This window comes from Streptomyces sp. NPDC008137 (assembly GCF_042957035.1).
Taxonomy (GTDB): Bacteria; Actinomycetota; Actinomycetes; order Streptomycetales; family Streptomycetaceae; genus Streptomyces.
The window spans coordinates 171,364-188,499 of sequence record NZ_JBIBHN010000014.1 but is presented as its reverse complement, the minus strand read 5'-3'; the positions used below and the strand labels follow the sequence as shown (position 1 = coordinate 188,499).

Sequence of the window (17,136 nt, the reverse complement as noted above, 5' to 3'; positions counted from 1 at the left end):
CCTACACGCCTACAACCACCACCGCTGCCACACCGCACTCGGCGGTCAGCCACCGATCAGCCGCGTTAACAACCCTGCGGGTCAATACACCTAGGGCCGTGACCGTGAAGGTTCACCGGGGTGGTGCTTTTGGTACTGAAGGCGGGGGCGTGAGTGAAGCGAGCGTGGTGGGTTGCACGGCGTCGGCTGCGACCGAGCCGCGCAGCAGTTCCTTCAGGTCGTGGGGCTGAGCCTGTTCAGTGGTTGGAGCCGCTGCTGTGATGCGGTCCAGCCGGAAGCCCCGGCCGGCCTGTCGCGTGCGGCACCAGGCGATGAGGTACCACTGGCCGTCGGCGGTGAGCAGTCCGGCCGGTTCTACCGCGCGGTCGCTTTCGCGTCCTGCCGCGTCGTTGTAGGACAGCTGTAGCACCGTGTTGGTGGTGAGGGCTTGTTCCACTGCGGCGCGGACTGTGGAGTCGGTCGGCGAGGGCCGCGTAACGATCCGTGCGGCGAGTTGATGTGCCGCCGCCGCGGCGGGGCCGGTCATCGAGGCCGCGATCTTCTGGGCTGCGGTGCGGGCCGCGCCGGCGTATGGGGTGGCGGCGTCGGCTGCGGCGAGGGCGACGGCCAGCGCCGAGGCTTCATCGGCGGTGAAGTGGATCGGGGGCAGGGTCATATCCGGGTCGATCGACCAGCCGCCGCCCCGCCCGGGTGTGGTGCGTACCGGGACACCGGTCTCCATCAGCACCTGGAGGTCGCGCTGCACCGTACGCGTGCTGACCTCGAATCGCCCGGCCAGCGCCGCGACCGTCAGCGGCCGCGGCGCCGCCGCGCGCAACTCCTCCACCAGCGCGTACAGCCGGGCAGTGCGGTTCATGCCGGCGACGCTACCGGCTTGCGGTGGACAGGAAGTCCCGCTCGCGCCGCAGTTCGCGCTCGGTGACGGTTAGCGGGAACAGCGTGAAGCCATGCATGGCCCCGGCGACGACACCGAGCTGCACAGGCGCGCCTGCCGCCTGCCACCGCCCGGCCAGGAACAGCGAGTCGTCCCGCAGCGGATCCTCGGTACCGACGACGATCCGGGCCGGCGGCATGCCGGCAAGGTCGGCGAACAGCGGTGAGACCTCGGGATCACGGCGCTGCTCCGCCCCCATGCCCGGCGTGAACAGCTCATAGGTCCGCCGCAGCGAGTCGGTATTGCTCAGCAGCCGCTTGGAGCCGAACGATCGCTGGCTCGGCGTCATCGACAGGTCGTAGGGGCCAAAGAGCAGGTGGGTCGCCCGGAACGCCCCGGTGATGCCGTGCCGGTCGCGCAGGCGCAGCAGCGTCACGACACTGAGGTGGGCACCGGCCGATTCACCGCCGATCAGCAGCCGTTCGGTGCCGAACTCGGCCACGGCGTGCTGCACCAGCCACCGGGCGGCCGCTTCGCAGTCGTCGGGCCCGGCGGGGAACGGGTGTTCCGGTGCGAGACGGTAGTCCACGCTCACCACGGCCAGCCGTGCCTGCTCGGCGAGCAGCCATAGCCTCTCGTCCTGCCCGTCCGCGGAACCGAATGTCCAGCCGCCTCCATGGATGTGCAAGTACACGCCGTCAATGTGGTCCGGCACGAAGACCCGTACCTTCACCCCGCCTTCAACGACGCGGTCGTGGCCATACGGCAGTCTTACCGGTGGCGTGTCGCCACCGAGCCGGTTACGCCGCAGACTGGCCAGCAGGGCTGCGTCCGGCGCCGCTTCGCGCACCGGTCGGTTCGCGGCGGCGGCCTCGAATTGGTCGTTGAATGCCAGGGTCTCGGTGAGGCAGTCCTCGTCTGTGATCGTCATGCTGTCGACGGTCGCAGCCGTCCGCGACAGCGTCCTGTCACTGTTTACCGGTGAGCCGCGTCACACTCCCGTCGTATCGTGCCGATCCCTACTGAGCGTCGGTTGGACATGACGACACGTCCGATCGACGCGGGGAGACGGGATGGTGCAGCCGGGTGGGCAGGAGGCCGTGCCCGCCTGCTGACAGCTGACGAGGAGGACTTCGTCATCCAGACGGCCACCACTCGCCCCACCAAGCTCGGCAAGCCCTTCACCCATTGGTCGATCCGGAAACTCGCCGACCACCTGCGCTGCGACATCGCCCGCACGATACGCATCGGACGCGAGGCCCTGCGAGCTGCTGGCCCGCCGCGGGATCACGTTCCAGCGCACCAAGACGTGGAAGAAGTCCAACGATCCGGACTTCGATGCCAAGCTGGAGCGGATCGAGTACGCCCTGAACGAGCGGCCTGATCGGACCTTCGCCTTTGACGAGTTCGGTCCGCTGGGCATCCGCCCGACCGGTTCACCCTCGCCAACTCCCACCACCCCAACCACGTTGTCCAGACCCGGGAGTTGCACCGCTACCTGCGCTGGCGCAACGAGCACGCCCGTCACCCTGACGTCCTGGCCGCCCAACGCCGCGAACGCGCCCGCATCCGCAGCGAGAAGGGCATCCGCTGGGGCGGCCGACCGCTCGCCGTCCCGGCCTGACCACCCAACCGGTGAACCTATGTGGTCACAGCATTAGTGGAGAGCCGCCCGGCCGTCCGGCTGCACGATGAGGGCCGACCGGGAAGCGGACTCCACCCCCCTGGTCAAAGATGAAAAGGATGAATTCGAAGAAGCTGATGTTCCCGCCTCGGGTGTCTGGTGAGCGGCGTCGGAGCGGCGACCGTCGCTCCAGCGCCTGGCAGGGCTCCACCGACGGTGCCGAAACCGCCGCTGTGAGCAGGACAGTGCCACCGACGGAGGAAGTATCGCCCCGAGGGCCGACCGGCCCTGGTCTTTCGGCCCGTCGGCGAGAAGGATCCGACGGAGAGGCTGGTGCGCTCACGAGCAGCCACCGGCGCGTAACGCGGAAGGAGCCCTCCGATGGCGGACAGCGAACAGCGGCCCGGCCCGGACGACCCGATCCGGGTGTTCCTGCTGGACGACCACGAGGTCGTACGACGCGGTGTGCACGACCTGCTGGACGACGAGCCGGACATCACCGTCGTCGGCGAGGCCGCCACCGCCGAGCAGGCTCTGGTACGCGCCCCGGCCCTGCGCCCCCATGTGGCGGTGCTCGATGTGCGCCTCCCGGACGGCGACGGCGTGAGCGTGTGCCGGGAGCTGCGCTCCCGCATGCCGGACCTGGCATGTCTCATGCTGACCTCCTTCGACGACGAGGAGGCACTGCTCGACTCGATCATGGCCGGGGCGTCCGGATATGTCCTGAAGCAGATCCAGGGCTCCGACCTGATCTCAGCGGTACGCACGGTGGCCCGCGGCCAGTCGCTGCTCGACCCGTCCGTCACCACCAGACTGATGGCCCGGTTGCGCGAGGGCGGTGACCAGCACCAGGAGGAGCCCGAGACGCTGGGTGGTCTCACCGCGCGCGAGCGGGAGATCCTGACCCTGATCGGTGAAGGCCTCACCAATCGCCAGATCGGCGAGCGGCTCTACCTCGCGGAGAAGACGGTGAAGAACCACATCTCCCGGCTCCTGGCCAAGCTCGGCGTGGAACGGCGCATCCAGGCCGCCGTCATAGCGACTGAGGCACGGGACAGGCTGCAAGGGCGCTGACTCGCGCGCCCGGCGAGGTGGTCAAGGTCTTCGGCCGGTATGACAATGAGTGGGTCACATCCACCGTCTGCCGGCCACGGCCGAGCGGGTCGCCGCCGGTCTCCACGGCCTGAGTGACGGCCGGGGCGGACCCGGGCGGCCGGGGCCGTAGGGAGGCGGCCAGGACCTGGAGGTTCACCAGTGGCAAGCTTCGGCGAGTCCCAGCAGGCCCGTGTGCGGCTACCGCATCTGAGGCTGGACGAGCTGCTGGGGGAGCTGCAGGCTCGCCTGGACGCTGCGCGCGGCACCCGCGACAGGGTGCACAGCCTCCTTGAGGCAGTGCTCTCGGTCGGCCGGGAGCTCGACCTGGAGCAGGTCCTGCGCGGCATCGTGCAGGCCGCTGCGGTGCTCGTCGACGCCGAGTACGCCGCCCTGGGGGTGATCACGCCGGACGGTGAGCGGCTGTCGGAGTTCCTCACCGAGGGCATCACCGACGAGCAGATCGCTGAGATCGGCCACTACCCGGAGGGCCACGGCATCCTGGGCGAGCTCATCCGTCACCCCGAACCGCTGCGGCTGACGAAGATCTCCGAGCACCCGGCGTCCTACGGCTTCCCGGCTCATCACCCGCCGATGAACACCTTTCTGGGCGTCCCGATCCGGGTGCGCGACCAGATCTTCGGCAACCTGTACCTGACCGAGAAGCGGGGCGGGGAGGTGTTCGACGAGGAGGACGAGGCCGTCCTCGCGACGCTGGCGGTCGCGGCCGGTGTCGCGATCGACAACGCCCGCCTGTACGAGGAGTCGCGGCTGCGCGAGCGCTGGCTTCAGGTCAATGCGGAGATCACCCACAGTCTGATGTCCGGCAGTGAGCGTGGCGAGGTGCTCGCGCTGATCGCCGAACGGGCTCGGGAGATCACGTCGGCGACTCTCGCGGTGGTCGCCGTACCGGTGGATTACGCCGACGCCCTCACCGTGGAGCTCGCCATCGGCGAGGGGGCCGACGCGCATCGCGTGCGGGTGCTGCCGGTGGAGGGGAGCCTGATCGGCCTGGCCTTCTCCGGCGGGAGTCCTGTCACCAGCGCCGACCTGGCGAGCGACACACGCGTCTCGGCCGACCCGGCGCGGGTCGCGGGTCTCGGGCCGGCTGTCGCCGTCCCCATCGGCACGGGCGAGGGTGTACGAGGTGTGGCGCTGCTGGCGCGCGCATCCGGACACCCTGTGTTCACGGAGAAGGAGATCAAGCCGCTGCAGGCGTTCGCCGCCCAGGCCGCGGTCGCCATGGAACTCGCCGAGCGCCGCCGGGACGTCGAGCAGATCGCCGTGCTCCAGGACCGCGACCGCATTGCCCGCGACCTGCACGACCTCGCCATTCAGAGACTCTTCGCCACGGGTATGACCCTGCAGAGCGCAGGCCGCTTCATCGAGCACCCCGAGGCGTCGGAACGTGTCGTACGCGCGGTGGACGACCTCGACGAGACCATCAAGATCATCAGGTCGACGATCTTCGGTCTGCGGTCACGCGAGCATGCTGACGAGTCGGGCCTGCGCTCCCGGGTGGTGCGCGTCGTCGGGGAGAAGGCGCCCGCGCTGGGTTTCGCGCCCAGCCTGCGGATGGAGGGGCTCCTGGACACCCAGGTGCCGAAGGAGATCTCCGACCACGTGATCGCCGTCCTCTCGGAAGCGCTCACCAACGTCGTACGACATGCCCATGCCGGACGTGTCGAGGTGGTCCTGGAGACCGACGGCCGCGAGATCCGGCTTTCGGTCGCCGACGACGGTGTGGGCATCCCGCCCGGTGGGCGCCGCAGCGGCTTGCGCAACATGGCGGAACGGGCTGAGCAGCTGAACGGAACGCTGGAGGTGACCAGCCCGGCCGGCGGAGGGGTGTCCCTGGTGTGGTGCGTGCCGGTGAAACAGCCCTGATCCGCGCTGGTCCGGTAGGGCCGGTCGTTGCATCCTCCGGGCCCGCCCGGCCCTGTGCCCTGCGTGGTCGGCCGGCCAGGCCGGAGTACGAAAAGAGCAGCTCGCCCCACCGACATCGGCGCCGTCCTGACCCTGCTGGGCGCCCCCTGGCCGGCCTGCCGGCTCCGCTCACGGTGGCCCAACTGCTCCGGGTCGACATCATCATGGACGGCCCGCTCGCGATGGCCCCGGCCGTGGGTCCCGCCCGCGACGACGTGATGCGCCGCCCGCCGCGGGACCTTGGCGCGGATCCTCGACGCCCGCAGGCTCATCGCCATCTGCAGGGCGGGTGCCGTCATGGCCTTGGGCATCGTCGTCCTGTTGTCCCTGGCACGCTCGGTTCTCGACACGGCCACGGCCCTGACCATGGCCTTCACACGTTCGTGCCGTTCCAGTCGTTCAACGCCCTGAACGGCCGCGCGGACGGCGGTCCGCTCCTCGGCCGTGACCAGCTGCGCAACCGCACCCTGTGGCTGTGCATGGCCGACGTCCTCGCCGTGTCACCCATGCGGTACTGCACCACGCCACGGCGCCCGTCGCGGTCGTGGCAGCACGAGTGACCCGCAACGAGGAGGTCCCCGACCGCGGCGACCGTGCTACAGACGCGCCGCGTGGTCGGGGACGTAGGTCTGCAGGTCGCGCGGCGGGCGTTGGTAGCCGGTCGAGGGCGGCCGGTCAGGCAGCCGCAGCACCGGTGGGGGCACCTCGTGGTACGGCACGGAGTCCAGCAGGTGAGCGATCATGTTCAGCCGGGCGCGGCGCTTGTCGTCGCTCTCGACGACGTACCACGGGGCTTCGGCGATGTCGGTGTGCACCATCATCACGTCCTTGGCCCGCGAGTACGCCTCCCAGCGGGTGATCGACTCCAGGTCCATCGGGGACAGCTTCCAGCGGCGCAACGGGTCCTCCAGGCGCCGCCGGAAGCGTTCCTGCTGCTCGGTGTCGCTCACCGAGAACCAGTACTTGCGCAGCAGGACGCCGTCCTCGGTCAGCATCCGCTCGAAGATCGGGCACTGGCGCAGGAAGAGCTGGTACTCCTCCTTCGAGCAGAAGCCCATCACGTGCTCGACACCGGCCCGGTTGTACCAGGACCGGTCGAACAGCACGATCTCCCCGGCGGCCGGCAGGTGCTCGACGTACCGCTGGAAGTACCACTGGGTGCGTTCCCGCTCAGTGGGTTTCGGCAGCGCGGCGATCCGGGCGACGCGCGGGTTGAGGTGCTCGGCGACCCGTTTGATGGTGCCGCCCTTGCCGGCCGCGTCCCGCCCCTCGAACACGACGACCAGCCGGGCTCCCTCGGCGCGCACCCACTCCTGGAGCTTCACCAACTCCGTCTGAAGGCAGAGCAGTTCGCGCTCATACGCCTTGCGCGACAGCTTCGCCGCCTGCTTGTCCGCCATGCCGCCTCCGCGCACCTCGGTGCCGTCGGGCCTCCGTTCCAGCACCGTACTGCCCGGCCGGGAGCCGCGCACGACATGCCGACCCGGTGGGGGGAGCCCAGCGGCCGGGCGGCTTGCCTTCGGCGGGGGCGCGTCAGATCGCCGGGCCTGTGAGGTCCCGGGCCACCCTGGCCGCCCAGCCGCTGATCTGCGCGAAGTCGCGGTGGTCTCCGCCTTCTCCCGAGTTGACGATCATGCGGGCCACACGCCCTTTGACCTCGCCCTCCAGACGTCCCCCGAAGGTGATGTGACCCCGTGCGTCGACACGGTCCGCCACCCGTCGCACCCGGGTGCCGGCGGGATGTCCCGCTCGGACACCGAGGGGTCCGGCGGGCCGCTGCTGAACAGCCACACCGGCCGCTGGGCCAAGGCCTTGCGGTGCCGTCGTGCGAAGCGGCGGGCGTCGCGCTGTCAGTGGCCCGCGGACAGTCCGCCGCCGAGGACGACGGCACCGTACGACGCGAGGTCGGCGGCGTCGGCTGCGGGCAGCACGTCCACGGCCGACCCTTCCTCGGCCAGGACCTCACCGATGCGCTCGGCGATCTCGGCCCGTCGGTCCGTTGGCGGATCCGTAGGCCACCAGCACCTTCCCCTTCATGGCTGCGGCACCTCCTCACAGCCTGCGCAGCCAGTTGCCGGTGATCGCCTCCGGGGCCGGCTCGTCGGGCTGGCGCCAGGAGTCGTCGAAGCGGTGGGTGAGGTGGTCGACGACCGCGACCACACCGTCGGTCTGGCGGCACATCTCCACCGCCATGGCGCACTCGCTGCGCCGCTCCAGCCGCCCGGTGAGCGTGACCACGCCCTCGTGGACGTCCACATCGACGGAGTAGGGGGCGAGCCACAGGGCTCGGACCAGGACATCGTTGCGGACGCTCGAGCGGATCTCCGGATCGGGGCGCAGGAAGACCTGGAGGAGATCGCGACGGGTGACGATGCCGACGAGCCGCTCCTCGTCGTCGACGACCGGGAGTCGTTCGACGCGGTGGCGTGCCATGACGCGGGCCGCCTCGGCGACGGTCGCGTCGCTGTGGACCGTGACGGCCGGGCTGGACATGAGCTGTCCGGCCGTACGCGCCCGTGCCTTGGCACGACGCGCGCGCGATCCCGGCGTCCACGTGAGCCAGTGGAACCGACGGTGCGGCTCGGGCGGTCCGGGAGATTCGGCCTGCCTCGTCATCAGATCCGTCTCGGAGATCACGCCGAGGACCTTCGCGTCGTCGTCCACCACCGGCAGGCCGCTGATCCCGTGCTCGGCGAGCAGCCGGGCCACCTCCTTGAACGGCGTGCCGTACTCGGCCCGGACGACGTCGGACGTCATCAGGGCTCCGACCTTGCTGTGTTTCATGGCGTCCCGCCTTCCTTCCGTGGTGCGCGCGTTCATCGGAGGCGGCGCAGGTAGGGGTCGTGGGTGCGGCGTGGCAGCAGCCGGATCCGGGCGTCGAGGGCGGTGACCCGTTCGGGCAGGGCGAGCACCGGATTGAAATCCGCCTCCGCCAATTGCGGCAGGTCACTCGCCATGCGCGACAGCCGCAGCAGAAACTGCTCCAGCCCCGCGAGATCGACCGGGCCGGTGCCATCACGCCCGAGAAGGAGCGGCGCGCAGCGCGGCGCGGTGATCAGGTCGTGCACGTCCTGGTCGGTGAGCGGGGCCAACCGGGCCGCATGGTCGGCCAGAACCTCGGTCGCCGTACCACCGAGCCCGAACAGGATCAGCGGCCCGAACACCTCGTCCTGGACCACACCCGCGAACAACTCGATACCGCGCGGGGCGAGCGGCTGGACCACGGCCCCCGTCATGAGGTGACCGAAGCGGACGTCGAAGTCCCGGAAGGCGGCGCGCACCTGAGCGTCGCCGCGCAGGTCCAGGTGGATCGCGTGCTGGGCGGTCTTGTGCACCAGGCCCGGCCAGTGCGCCTTGAGGACGACATGCCCGTCCGGCCCCTTGAGCCGGTCGGCGGCCCACACCGCCTCGTCCTCGGTCTCCACCCAGGCCCACGGCGACTGGGGGATGCCGTAGCAGTCGAGAAGCTCGGCGCAGGTGCGCGGGTCGAGCCAGGCGCCGTCGGGATGCCGCTCCAGGAAGTGGCCGACAACGGCCCGGCCGCGCGGGGTGTCGACGCCGTCCAGGGGAGGGACGGTGCCGGGCGGCCGGGCCAGCCAGCGGGTGCGCTCGGCCGCATGGGCGAGGGAGCGGGCCGCCGCCTGCGGGTCGGCGTACGTCGGCACCCGGCCGGTATCCGAGGGCAGCAGCCGCACCGGGACGTCCTGGTCCAGGAGGACGGCGGCGATGGTGCGGGAGCGTCGTTCCGGGGCGTGGGTGAGGGCCTTGACCAGGACGTCGCCGGTGGCGGCCGCGACGGCGGTGGGCACCAGCGCGACGAGTACCGCGTCGATGCCGTCGTGGGCGGTGAGCCGGTCCAGACAGGCGCGCAACTGCTCCTCGGAGACCGCTGCCGTCGCGTCGACCGGGTTGGCGGCACTCGCGCCCCGCGGCAGCAGGGACAGCAGATCCTCGGCCAGGACCGGTGGCAGCGCGGGCAGGGCCAGCCCGGCCTCCGCGCAGGCGTCCGCGGCCAGCACGCCGGCGCCACCCGCGTTGGTCACGACCACGACCCTGCCTGCCGTTGGCAGCGGCTGGGAGTGCAACAGGGCGGCCGTCTCAAGCAGTTCGGGGATCGTGCGGGTGGCGGTGATCCCGGCCTGGGCGAAGAGCGCTCGCCGGGTCATGGTCGTCGTGGCGGCCGCCGCGGTGTGCGAGGCCGCGGCACGGCGGCCGGCCTCGGTACGGCCCGCGTCGACGGTCAGGATGGGCATGCGGCGGGTGACACGGCGCGCGGTGCGGGAGAAGGCGCGCGGATTTCCGAACGACTCCAGGTGCAGCAGCGCCACGTCGGTGCGCCCGTCGGACTCCCACCACTGCAGCATGTCGTTACCGCTGACGTCGTACTTGTCGCCGAGCGAGACGAAGCTGGACACACCGATACCGAGCCGCTCCAGCCCGCCGAGCAGTGCGATACCGACCCCGCCGGACTGCACGGCGACGCCGGCGCTGCCCGGGGCGGGGTGGGCGGCGGCGAAGGTGGCGTCGAGGCGGACCCGGTCCTCGGTGTTGGCCAGGCCCAGGCAGTTGGGGCCGACGAGGCGCATGTCGTGATCACGGCAGGCCGCCAGCAGAGCCTTGGAATGCTCGGCATCGAGCCCGGCGGAGACGACCAGCAGGGCACGGACACCGAACTGCCCGCACTTCTCGGCGACTTGCGCGACATCCTCGGCCGGTACGGCGATCACCGCCAGGTCGGGGACTCGCGGCAGGGCACTCACGGCCGGGTGGGCGCGGATGCCGAGAATCGACTGCGCCGCCGGGTTGACCGCGTACAGATGGCCCGTGAACCGGCCCGTGGCCAGGTTGTGCAGCAGGGCCCGGCCCACCGAGCCCGGCCTGCGGCCGGCCCCTACGACGGCGACGCACCGGGGCCGCAGCAGCGGCGTCAGGCTGGCCACATCCGCGGCCTGCCCGCGGTGTTCGACGCTCGCGCGGTAGTCCTCCGTGTCGTCCAGCGGGATCACGCAGCGCACCTCAGGCCCCTCGAAGTGCCGTTCGGCGCGCAGCCCCAGGTCGGCGAAGACCCTGAGCACCTCGTGGTTCTCGGCGAGCGCGTCCGCGGTGAATGTCGTGATGCCGCGCGCGCGGGCCGCGGAGATCAGGTGCTCCAGCAGCAGGGTGCCCACTCCACGGTGGTGACGGCCGTCGCCGACGGCGAGCGAGATCTCGGCGCTGTCGGGCGCCTTCGCGTCCTCGATCTGGTACTCGGCGATTCCGATGATCCGGCTGCCGTGCTCGGCGACCAGCGCCCGGTAGCCGGAGCCGGCCGGCCGGGCGACCCGGGTGGCCGCCTGCTCGGCGGAGCGCCGGCTCACGGAGAAGAAGCGCAGCCGCAGGTTCGCGTCCGACATCTCCGTGTAGAACCGGAGGACGGCCTCCTGGTCATCCGGCCCCGCCGGCCGTACGCTCACCGTCGTACCGTCGGTGAGCAGGGCGTGTACCCGTTCGCCGGATGCCGGGACGGCGGTCATGGCGTGCCTCTCGTCGGCAGGTCTGCCCTTTCAGCCTCTCCCTCGCGAAGCGGTGGGCCGATGGGCCGTTCGGGCACGGCGCGGGGCCCGACGGTCCCGGGCCGGCCCTCACGGCAGTGGCTCGCCCAACTCCCCCTCCACGGCGTCCGCCATCGCCCGCAGAACGTCGAGCGTGCGCCGTGCCTCGGCTTCGTCGACCTCGGTGATCGCGAAGCCGACGTGCACGATGACGTACGCTCCGACACCCGCACCGGGTGTGTAGTCGAGGCAGACCTCGCGCCGCACACCTCCGAAGTCGACAGTGGCCATGCGCAGCCCGGCGTCGTCACGGATCTCCAGGACCTGTCCCGGAATGCCCAGACACATGACCGCTCACCTCTCCTTCGCGATCTGGGCGGCGGCCACGGCGGCCTGGCCGTAACTGATGCCGCCGTCACCGACCGGGACCTCGCCGCCCACGAGGACCCGCAACCCCTGAGCGCGCAGCCGTCGCCGCACCTCGACCAGCAGCCGACCGTTGACGAAACAGCCTCCGCCCAGGCAGACGGTGCGTGGAGCGCCCTCTTCGACGGCCCGTGCGACGAGGTCGGAGGTGGCGTGCGCGAGCGTGAGGTGGAACGCGGCCGCCAGGTCCGGCACCGGCTCTCCGCTTGCCCGCCGCTCCAGCAGGTCGGCCACCGTGGACGATGAGTCGTACACCCACAGACCACCCACCCGCACGATCCTGTGGGCGAGCGGTACGGCGTGCGCCGTCCCGGCCGCCGCCTCCAGGCGCACGGCCGCCTCACCCTCGTAGCTGACAGCATCCGCGAGCCCGAGCAGGGCGGCGGCCGTGTCGAACAGGCGTCCCGCACTCGAGGCGCGGGGACAGTTGACACCGCGCGTGACCATCGCGCGCACGACGGACACCTCGGCCGGATCGAGGAGCTCGGTGAAGCGCCGGACGAGCCCGGGGGAGGGGCGGGGCGTGCCCAGGGCTTCGGCGTCCAGCAGATGGCCGAGGGCGGTGCGGGAAGGATGGCGTACCGCCGCGTCGCCGCCGGGCAGGGGCGCGGTCGCGAACCGGCCCACGCGGCGGTAGCCGCTCAGATCGGCGACGAGGATCTCGCCGCCCCACAGGGTGCCGTCGTCCCCGAGTCCCAGGCCGTCGTAGGCGATGCCGAGGAAGGGGCCCCGCGCCCTGTGCTCCGCGGCGACGGCGGCCACGTGCGCGTGGTGGTGCTGGACGGCGATCCGGCGCAGGGGCTGGTCCAGCGCCCACTGCGTGGACAGACAGCCGGGGTGGAGATCGTGCGCGAGAATCTCCGGTTCGATGCCGGTGAGCCGTTTCAGGTCGTCGTAGGACCGGCGGAAGGCGTCGTACGTCGCCACGTCGGACAGGTCGCCGGTGTGCGGACCCAGGTATGCCCGGCCGTCCCCGGCGAGTGTGAAGGTGTGCTTGAGCTGGGCGCCGACTCCGGCCAGTGGCACGGTGACCGCGAGGGGCAAAGGCGCGGGCGCCAGGCCGCGTGCCCGGCGGACGGTGATCCTGGTCCGGTCCGCGATCCGGACCACCGAGTCGTCGTAGCGGGCGCGGATCGGCCGGTCGTGGGTGAGGAACCCGTCCGCTACGGCAGCGAGACCGCGACGCGCCTCGTAGTCCGCGATGGCGATCGGTTCGTCGCTGAGGTTGCCGCTGGTGACGACCAAGGGCCGGGCCACTTCGTCCAGGAGGAGATGGTGCAGGCCGGTCGTGGGCAGGAAGAGGCCGATCCGTGGGACGCCGGGAGCGACCTGCGGGGCCACGGCGCACCGTCGGCGCCCCGCGACCAGCGTCACGGGACGCGCCGGTGAGGTGAGCACCGCGCGTTCCGTGCCGCCGACCCGCGCCAGTTGTGCCGCCGCTTCGATGTCCCTGACCATGACCGCGAACGGTTTGGCAGGACGGTGCTTGCGCAGCCGCAGCTCGGACACCGCGTCACCGTTGTCCGCGTCGCACACCAGCTGGTAGCCGCCGAGTCCTTTCAAAGCGACGATGCCGCCGCCGGCGATCGTCTTCGCCGCCGCCCGCAGCGCGTCCTCGCCCCGCAGGTCGGCCCAGGCCAGCCGGGGGCCGCAGCCGGGACAGGCGACGGGCTCGGCGTGGAAGCGGCGGTTCCCCGGGTCGACGTACTCGGACGCGCACGCCGGGCAGAGCGGGAAGCGACGCATGGTCGTGCGCACGCGGTCGTAGGGGAGACTCTCGATGATCGTGGCCCGCGGTCCGCAGTCGGTGCAGTTGATGAACGGATAGCGGTGGCGCCGGTCGGCGGGGTCGTACAGCTCTCGCAGGCAGGCGTCGCAGATGGCCGCGTCGGGCGGTACGTCGTGGGTCGACGCTCGTTCGTTCGCCGGGTCGCTGGGCCGTACGTGGAAACCCCGGCCGGGGACGGCGTGCGCGAGGGCCACGTCGACCAGCCGTACCTGGGCCAGTGGCGGCGCCCCGGTTCCGAGGCGGGCGGCGAACGCGTCGATGGCCCGGAGGTCACCCGCGACCTCGCCCTCGACGTGGCCGTCCACGTTCGCCACCCAGCCGTCGAGCCCCAGGCTTACGGCGGTGCGGTACACGAAGGGCCGGAAGCCGACACCCTGCACCGTCCCGACAACCCGGAAGCGCCTGACACTCATGACGCGCCTCTCGCCCTGGCGACGCGATAGCGGACGATCTCGTCCTCGACCGAGGCGACGAGCGGCTCCACCACGCCCTCGACGGCAGGCGTCAGTCCAGAGCCCAGAGAGGCATCGGCGCCCTCCACCGCGTAGACGACGAGGCGCCCGGGCAACCGGCCCAGAACCCGGGCGAGCTCGACGGCCTCACCGAGTCCGAGCCCGTGCGAGCTGGTGGCCGGCGACTGCTCGAGACGCTCGGCGTCGAGCTCGATCCGGTGCACCAGACCGGGATGCCCGGGCTCTGCGTGCGCCGCGTCCACGACCACGGCCAGACCGGCGCCTTCCCACAGCCCGATCAGGCGAACGGGATCACCGTCGCAGGTCGCGACCACGGTGCCGGGCGGAAACGCACGGCTCTCGGCCCGCTCACGCAGGCGGGCGGCGACCGCCCAGCCCACGCCGTCGTCCCGCCGGAACTCGTTTCCGACGCCGATGACAGCGATCCGCGTATGCGTCCCCATGAGCCCACGCTGCGCCCGTCCGGACCCCTGTGCCCAGGGCCGAACGGCCCTCGTCGGCGGTCCGGACCGCCCGCGTGCAGGGCAGGGCGGCCCGGTCGAGACTGGGCGTACGGGCTGGTCGGCCCTCGGCGAGGCCCGGCCGGCCCCTGCGCGGCGGAGGCATCGTCCGCGACGCTGACAGTCAGGAGCACCGACACCGTCGGCCGTCCGAGCGAGAGACCCGATCCACGATGAGCACACCGACTCAGTCTCAGTACGTGTACGAATTCGCCGAAGGCAACCGGGACATGGCCGCCCTGCTCGGCGGCAAGGGCGCCGGCCTGGCCGAGATGACCCGGCTCGGCCTGCCCGTGCCGCCCGGCTTCACCGTCACCACCGACGCGTGCCGGACGTATCTGGAGACCGGCCAGGAACCGCCGGAGCTGGGCGACGAGGTGGCCCGCGCGCTGGTGAACCTGCAACGTGCCATGGGACGCGAACTGGGCAGGGCCGATGATCCGCTGCTGGTGTCGGTCCGTTCAGGCGCCCGGTTCTCGATGCCCGGGATGATGGAGACCATCCTCGACATCGGACTCAACGACGACTCCGTGGCAGGCCTGGCCAAGGCGTCCGGGCAGGAGCGGTTCGCGTGGGACTCCTACCGGAGACTGCTGCAGATGTTCGGCCACACCGTGATGGGCGTGGACGACAGCCTGTTCGAGCAGGCCATCGCCGCACACAAGGCCGCGCTGTCCGCGACCGACGACCACGCGCTGGACGCAGGGGAACTGGCCACCCTGGCCGAGGAGTTCAAGACCGTCATCCGCCGTGAGACGGGCGAGGACTTCCCCCAGGACCCCCTCGAACAGCTTCACCGCGCCGTCCGCGCGGTCTTCACCTCCTGGCACAGCGAACGCGCGCGCGTCTACCGACGCCGCGAGCACATCCCCGACGACCTCGGCACCGCCGTGAACATCCAGGCGATGGTCTTCGGCAACCTCGGCCCCGACTCCGGCACCGGCGTCGCCTTCACCCGCGACCCCGCCACCGGCGAAGTCGGCATGTACGGCGACTACCTGCCCGATGCCCAGGGCGAGGACGTCGTCGCCGGCGTGCGCAATGCCGTGCCGCTGGCCGAACTGCACCACCTCGACCCTCGGGCGTTCGCGGAACTCGGCGATCACCTGCGCACGCTGGAAGGCCACTACCGCGACCTCTGCGACGTCGAGTTCACGGTCGAACGCGGACGCCTGTGGATCCTGCAGACCCGCGTCGGCAAGCGCACAGCCGAAGCCGCCTTCCGTATCGCGCACGAACTGAGCGAGGCGGGCATCATCACCCCGGACGAGGCCCTCGCCCGTGTGGGCGGTACGGAACTGACCCGGCTGATGTTCCCCCGCTTCGCCACGCGCACGACCGATGTGCCGCTCGCCCACGGGGTGCCGGCTTCGCCGGGTGCCGCGGTCGGTGTCGTCGTGTTCGACTCAGAAGCGGCCGGACGCCGCGCTACCGAAGGACAGCACACCGTGCTGGTCCGACGCGAGACCACCGCGGACGACCTGCCCGGCATGATCGCGGCGCAGGCGGTCCTGACCAGCCGGGGCGGCAAGACCAGCCACGCCGCCGTCGTCGCCCGAGGCATGGGCAAGGTCTGCGTCTGCGGCGCCGACACGCTGGCCATCGACTCCGCTGCCCGGCGGTTCACCACGCCTGCGGGCGTCGCGGTCCACGAGGGCGACATCGTCTCCGTCGACGGCACCGCCGGAACGGTCTATCTGGGCAGTGTGCCCCTGACCGCCTCGGACGTCAGCGGATGCCTGGAAACGGGGAAGGGCACCGGACCACTGACGCACGCGGTACTGAGCGCCCTGACACACGCCGACTCCGTCCGCCGCATGGAGGTCCGCGCCAACGCCGACACACCCGAGGACGCCGCACGCGCCCGCAGGCTCGGCGCCCAGGGCATCGGACTGGTCCGCACCGAGCACATGTTCCTGGGCGAGCGCAGGGCCATGGTCGAGGCGATGATCCTGGCCCGCGACGACACCGCACGCGAGGAAGCGCTGGCCGCGCTTTTGCCGCTCCAGCACGAGGACTTCACCGGCATCCTGAAGGCGATGGACGGACTGCCCGTCACGATCCGGCTGCTCGATCCACCGCTGCACGAGTTCCTGCCCGACCACACGGAACTGGCCGTCCGCCTCGCCGCCACGTCCCGTCCCGATCCGCACGACCGCGAACTCCTCACCGCCGTCGAGCGGATGCACGAACAGAACCCCATGCTCGGGCTGCGCGGCGTACGCCTCGGTCTGGCCGTGCCCGGCCTGGTGGCGATGCAGGTCCGGGCGATCGCCGAGGCCGTCGTCCAGCGGCTGCGTGACGGCGGACAGCCCCGCGCCGAGATCATGATCCCGCTCGTCGGGACGGTCGAGGAGCTGCGCCTGGCGCGGACCGAGGCGGAGCGGGTCCTCGCCGAGGTCGTGGCCGAGGCCGGGACGACTCCGGACTGCCCGATCGGCACCATGATCGAGCTGCCCCGCGCAGCGCTCACGGCGGGCCGGATCGCCGAGATCGCGGACTTCTTCTCCTTCGGAACGAACGACCTCACCCAGACGACCTGGGGCCTGTCGCGCGACGACGCCGAAGCCTCTTTCTTCCCCCTCTACCTGGAAAAGGGCGTCTTCACCACGTCCCCCTTCGAGACTCTCGACCAGGAGGGCGTGGGCCGCCTCGTGGAACTGGCCGTCGAGGCCGGCCGCGCGGTCAACCCCCGCCTGGAGACAGGCGTGTGCGGCGAGCACGGCGGCGATCCGGCGTCCATCCACTTCTTCCACCGGACCGGGCTGGACTACGTCTCCTGCTCGCCGTTCCGGATCCCGGCGGCGAGGCTGGAGGCCGGACGGGCGGCGCTCACGGGGGCTGTCGGCGGTGACTGCAGGTAACGGGCCCGCAGGCCCACCGACAGCCGCTCGAGGCCAG

13 protein-coding genes and 1 pseudogene are annotated in these 17,136 nt (G+C 71.5%); 5 read left to right on the top strand and 9 right to left on the bottom strand.

Annotated elements, in window-relative coordinates:
* Positions 1–112: 112 nt before the first annotated feature.
* Positions 113–856, bottom strand: coding sequence for a WYL domain-containing protein (locus ACFZBT_RS23025; RefSeq protein WP_391106273.1), 744 nt, complete (start codon positions 854–856; stop codon positions 113–115).
* 10 nt (positions 857–866) lie between these two features.
* On the bottom strand, positions 867–1,805 hold the full coding sequence (locus tag ACFZBT_RS23020; RefSeq protein WP_391106271.1) for an alpha/beta hydrolase fold domain-containing protein: 939 nt from the start codon (positions 1,803–1,805) through the stop codon (positions 867–869).
* A gap of 156 nt (positions 1,806–1,961) precedes the next feature.
* Between ACFZBT_RS23020 and ACFZBT_RS23015 the strand changes: the two are divergent.
* The 4 genes and pseudogenes from ACFZBT_RS23015 to ACFZBT_RS23000 all read left to right on the top strand — a co-directional run.
* Positions 1,962–2,498: pseudogene (locus ACFZBT_RS23015) on the top strand (IS630 family transposase); the annotation flags it as partial.
* 381 nt (positions 2,499–2,879) lie between these two features.
* Positions 2,880–3,572: a response regulator gene (locus ACFZBT_RS23010; RefSeq protein ID WP_391106269.1), complete on the top strand. Its 693-nt coding sequence runs from the start codon at positions 2,880–2,882 to the stop codon at positions 3,570–3,572.
* Positions 3,573–3,752: 180 nt separating this feature from the next.
* On the top strand, positions 3,753–5,477 hold the full coding sequence (locus ACFZBT_RS23005) for a GAF domain-containing protein (RefSeq protein WP_391106267.1): 1,725 nt from the start codon (positions 3,753–3,755) through the stop codon (positions 5,475–5,477).
* Positions 5,478–5,899: 422 nt separating this feature from the next.
* On the top strand, positions 5,900–6,076 hold the full coding sequence (locus tag ACFZBT_RS23000; protein WP_391106295.1) for a hypothetical protein: 177 nt from the start codon (positions 5,900–5,902) through the stop codon (positions 6,074–6,076).
* 36 nt (positions 6,077–6,112) lie between these two features.
* Here the strand turns inward: ACFZBT_RS23000 and ppk2 are convergent, their stop codons facing one another.
* The 7 genes from ppk2 to ACFZBT_RS22965 form a co-directional block, all read right to left on the bottom strand.
* On the bottom strand, positions 6,113–6,916 hold the full coding sequence (gene ppk2, locus ACFZBT_RS22995; protein WP_391106265.1) for a polyphosphate kinase 2: 804 nt from the start codon (positions 6,914–6,916) through the stop codon (positions 6,113–6,115).
* A 133-nt stretch (positions 6,917–7,049) separates the two neighbouring features.
* Positions 7,050–7,232, bottom strand: coding sequence for a hypothetical protein (locus tag ACFZBT_RS22990; RefSeq protein WP_391106263.1), 183 nt, complete (start codon positions 7,230–7,232; stop codon positions 7,050–7,052).
* Positions 7,233–7,568: 336 nt separating this feature from the next.
* Entirely contained in the window at positions 7,569–8,300 is a 732-nt protein-coding gene (locus ACFZBT_RS22985) for a CBS domain-containing protein (protein ID WP_391106261.1), read from the bottom strand.
* Between the two features lie 32 nt (positions 8,301–8,332).
* A complete protein-coding gene (locus ACFZBT_RS22980; RefSeq protein ID WP_391106259.1) occupies positions 8,333–11,029 on the bottom strand; it encodes a GNAT family N-acetyltransferase in 2,697 nt (898 codons plus the stop codon).
* Positions 11,030–11,137: 108 nt separating this feature from the next.
* On the bottom strand, positions 11,138–11,395 hold the full coding sequence (locus tag ACFZBT_RS22975) for a HypC/HybG/HupF family hydrogenase formation chaperone (RefSeq protein ID WP_391106257.1): 258 nt from the start codon (positions 11,393–11,395) through the stop codon (positions 11,138–11,140).
* A 6-nt stretch (positions 11,396–11,401) separates the two neighbouring features.
* Complete coding sequence (gene hypF / locus ACFZBT_RS22970) at positions 11,402–13,675, bottom strand: carbamoyltransferase HypF (RefSeq protein WP_391106255.1); 2,274 nt, start codon at positions 13,673–13,675, stop codon at positions 11,402–11,404.
* A complete protein-coding gene (locus ACFZBT_RS22965; protein WP_391106253.1) occupies positions 13,672–14,178 on the bottom strand; it encodes a hydrogenase maturation protease in 507 nt (168 codons plus the stop codon). Before ACFZBT_RS22965 ends, hypF begins: the two co-directional genes overlap by 4 nt.
* Before the next feature lie 230 nt (positions 14,179–14,408).
* Between ACFZBT_RS22965 and ppdK the strand changes: the two genes are divergently transcribed.
* A complete protein-coding gene (ppdK, locus tag ACFZBT_RS22960; RefSeq protein WP_391106251.1) occupies positions 14,409–17,099 on the top strand; it encodes a pyruvate, phosphate dikinase in 2,691 nt (896 codons plus the stop codon).
* Positions 17,100–17,136 lie beyond the last annotated feature (37 nt).

What these genes read in the sequence shown, in the direction of transcription:
- ppdK (WP_391106251.1), top strand. Translation starts at nt 14,409, where the DNA reads ATGAGCACACCGACTCAGTCTCAGTACGTGTACGAATTCGCCGAAGGC.
- ACFZBT_RS22985 (WP_391106261.1), bottom strand. Translation starts at nt 8,300, where the DNA reads ATGAAACACAGCAAGGTCGGAGCCCTGATGACGTCCGACGTCGTCCGG.
- ACFZBT_RS22975 (WP_391106257.1), bottom strand. Translation starts at nt 11,395, where the DNA reads ATGTGTCTGGGCATTCCGGGACAGGTCCTGGAGATCCGTGACGACGCC.
- ppk2 (WP_391106265.1), bottom strand. Translation starts at nt 6,916, where the DNA reads ATGGCGGACAAGCAGGCGGCGAAGCTGTCGCGCAAGGCGTATGAGCGC.
- ACFZBT_RS22980 (WP_391106259.1), bottom strand. Translation starts at nt 11,029, where the DNA reads ATGACCGCCGTCCCGGCATCCGGCGAACGGGTACACGCCCTGCTCACC.
- ACFZBT_RS23025 (WP_391106273.1), bottom strand. Translation starts at nt 856, where the DNA reads ATGAACCGCACTGCCCGGCTGTACGCGCTGGTGGAGGAGTTGCGCGCG.
- hypF (WP_391106255.1), bottom strand. Translation starts at nt 13,675, where the DNA reads ATGAGTGTCAGGCGCTTCCGGGTTGTCGGGACGGTGCAGGGTGTCGGC.
- ACFZBT_RS23010 (WP_391106269.1), top strand. Translation starts at nt 2,880, where the DNA reads ATGGCGGACAGCGAACAGCGGCCCGGCCCGGACGACCCGATCCGGGTG.
- ACFZBT_RS22965 (WP_391106253.1), bottom strand. Translation starts at nt 14,178, where the DNA reads ATGGGGACGCATACGCGGATCGCTGTCATCGGCGTCGGAAACGAGTTC.
- ACFZBT_RS23020 (WP_391106271.1), bottom strand. Translation starts at nt 1,805, where the DNA reads ATGACGATCACAGACGAGGACTGCCTCACCGAGACCCTGGCATTCAAC.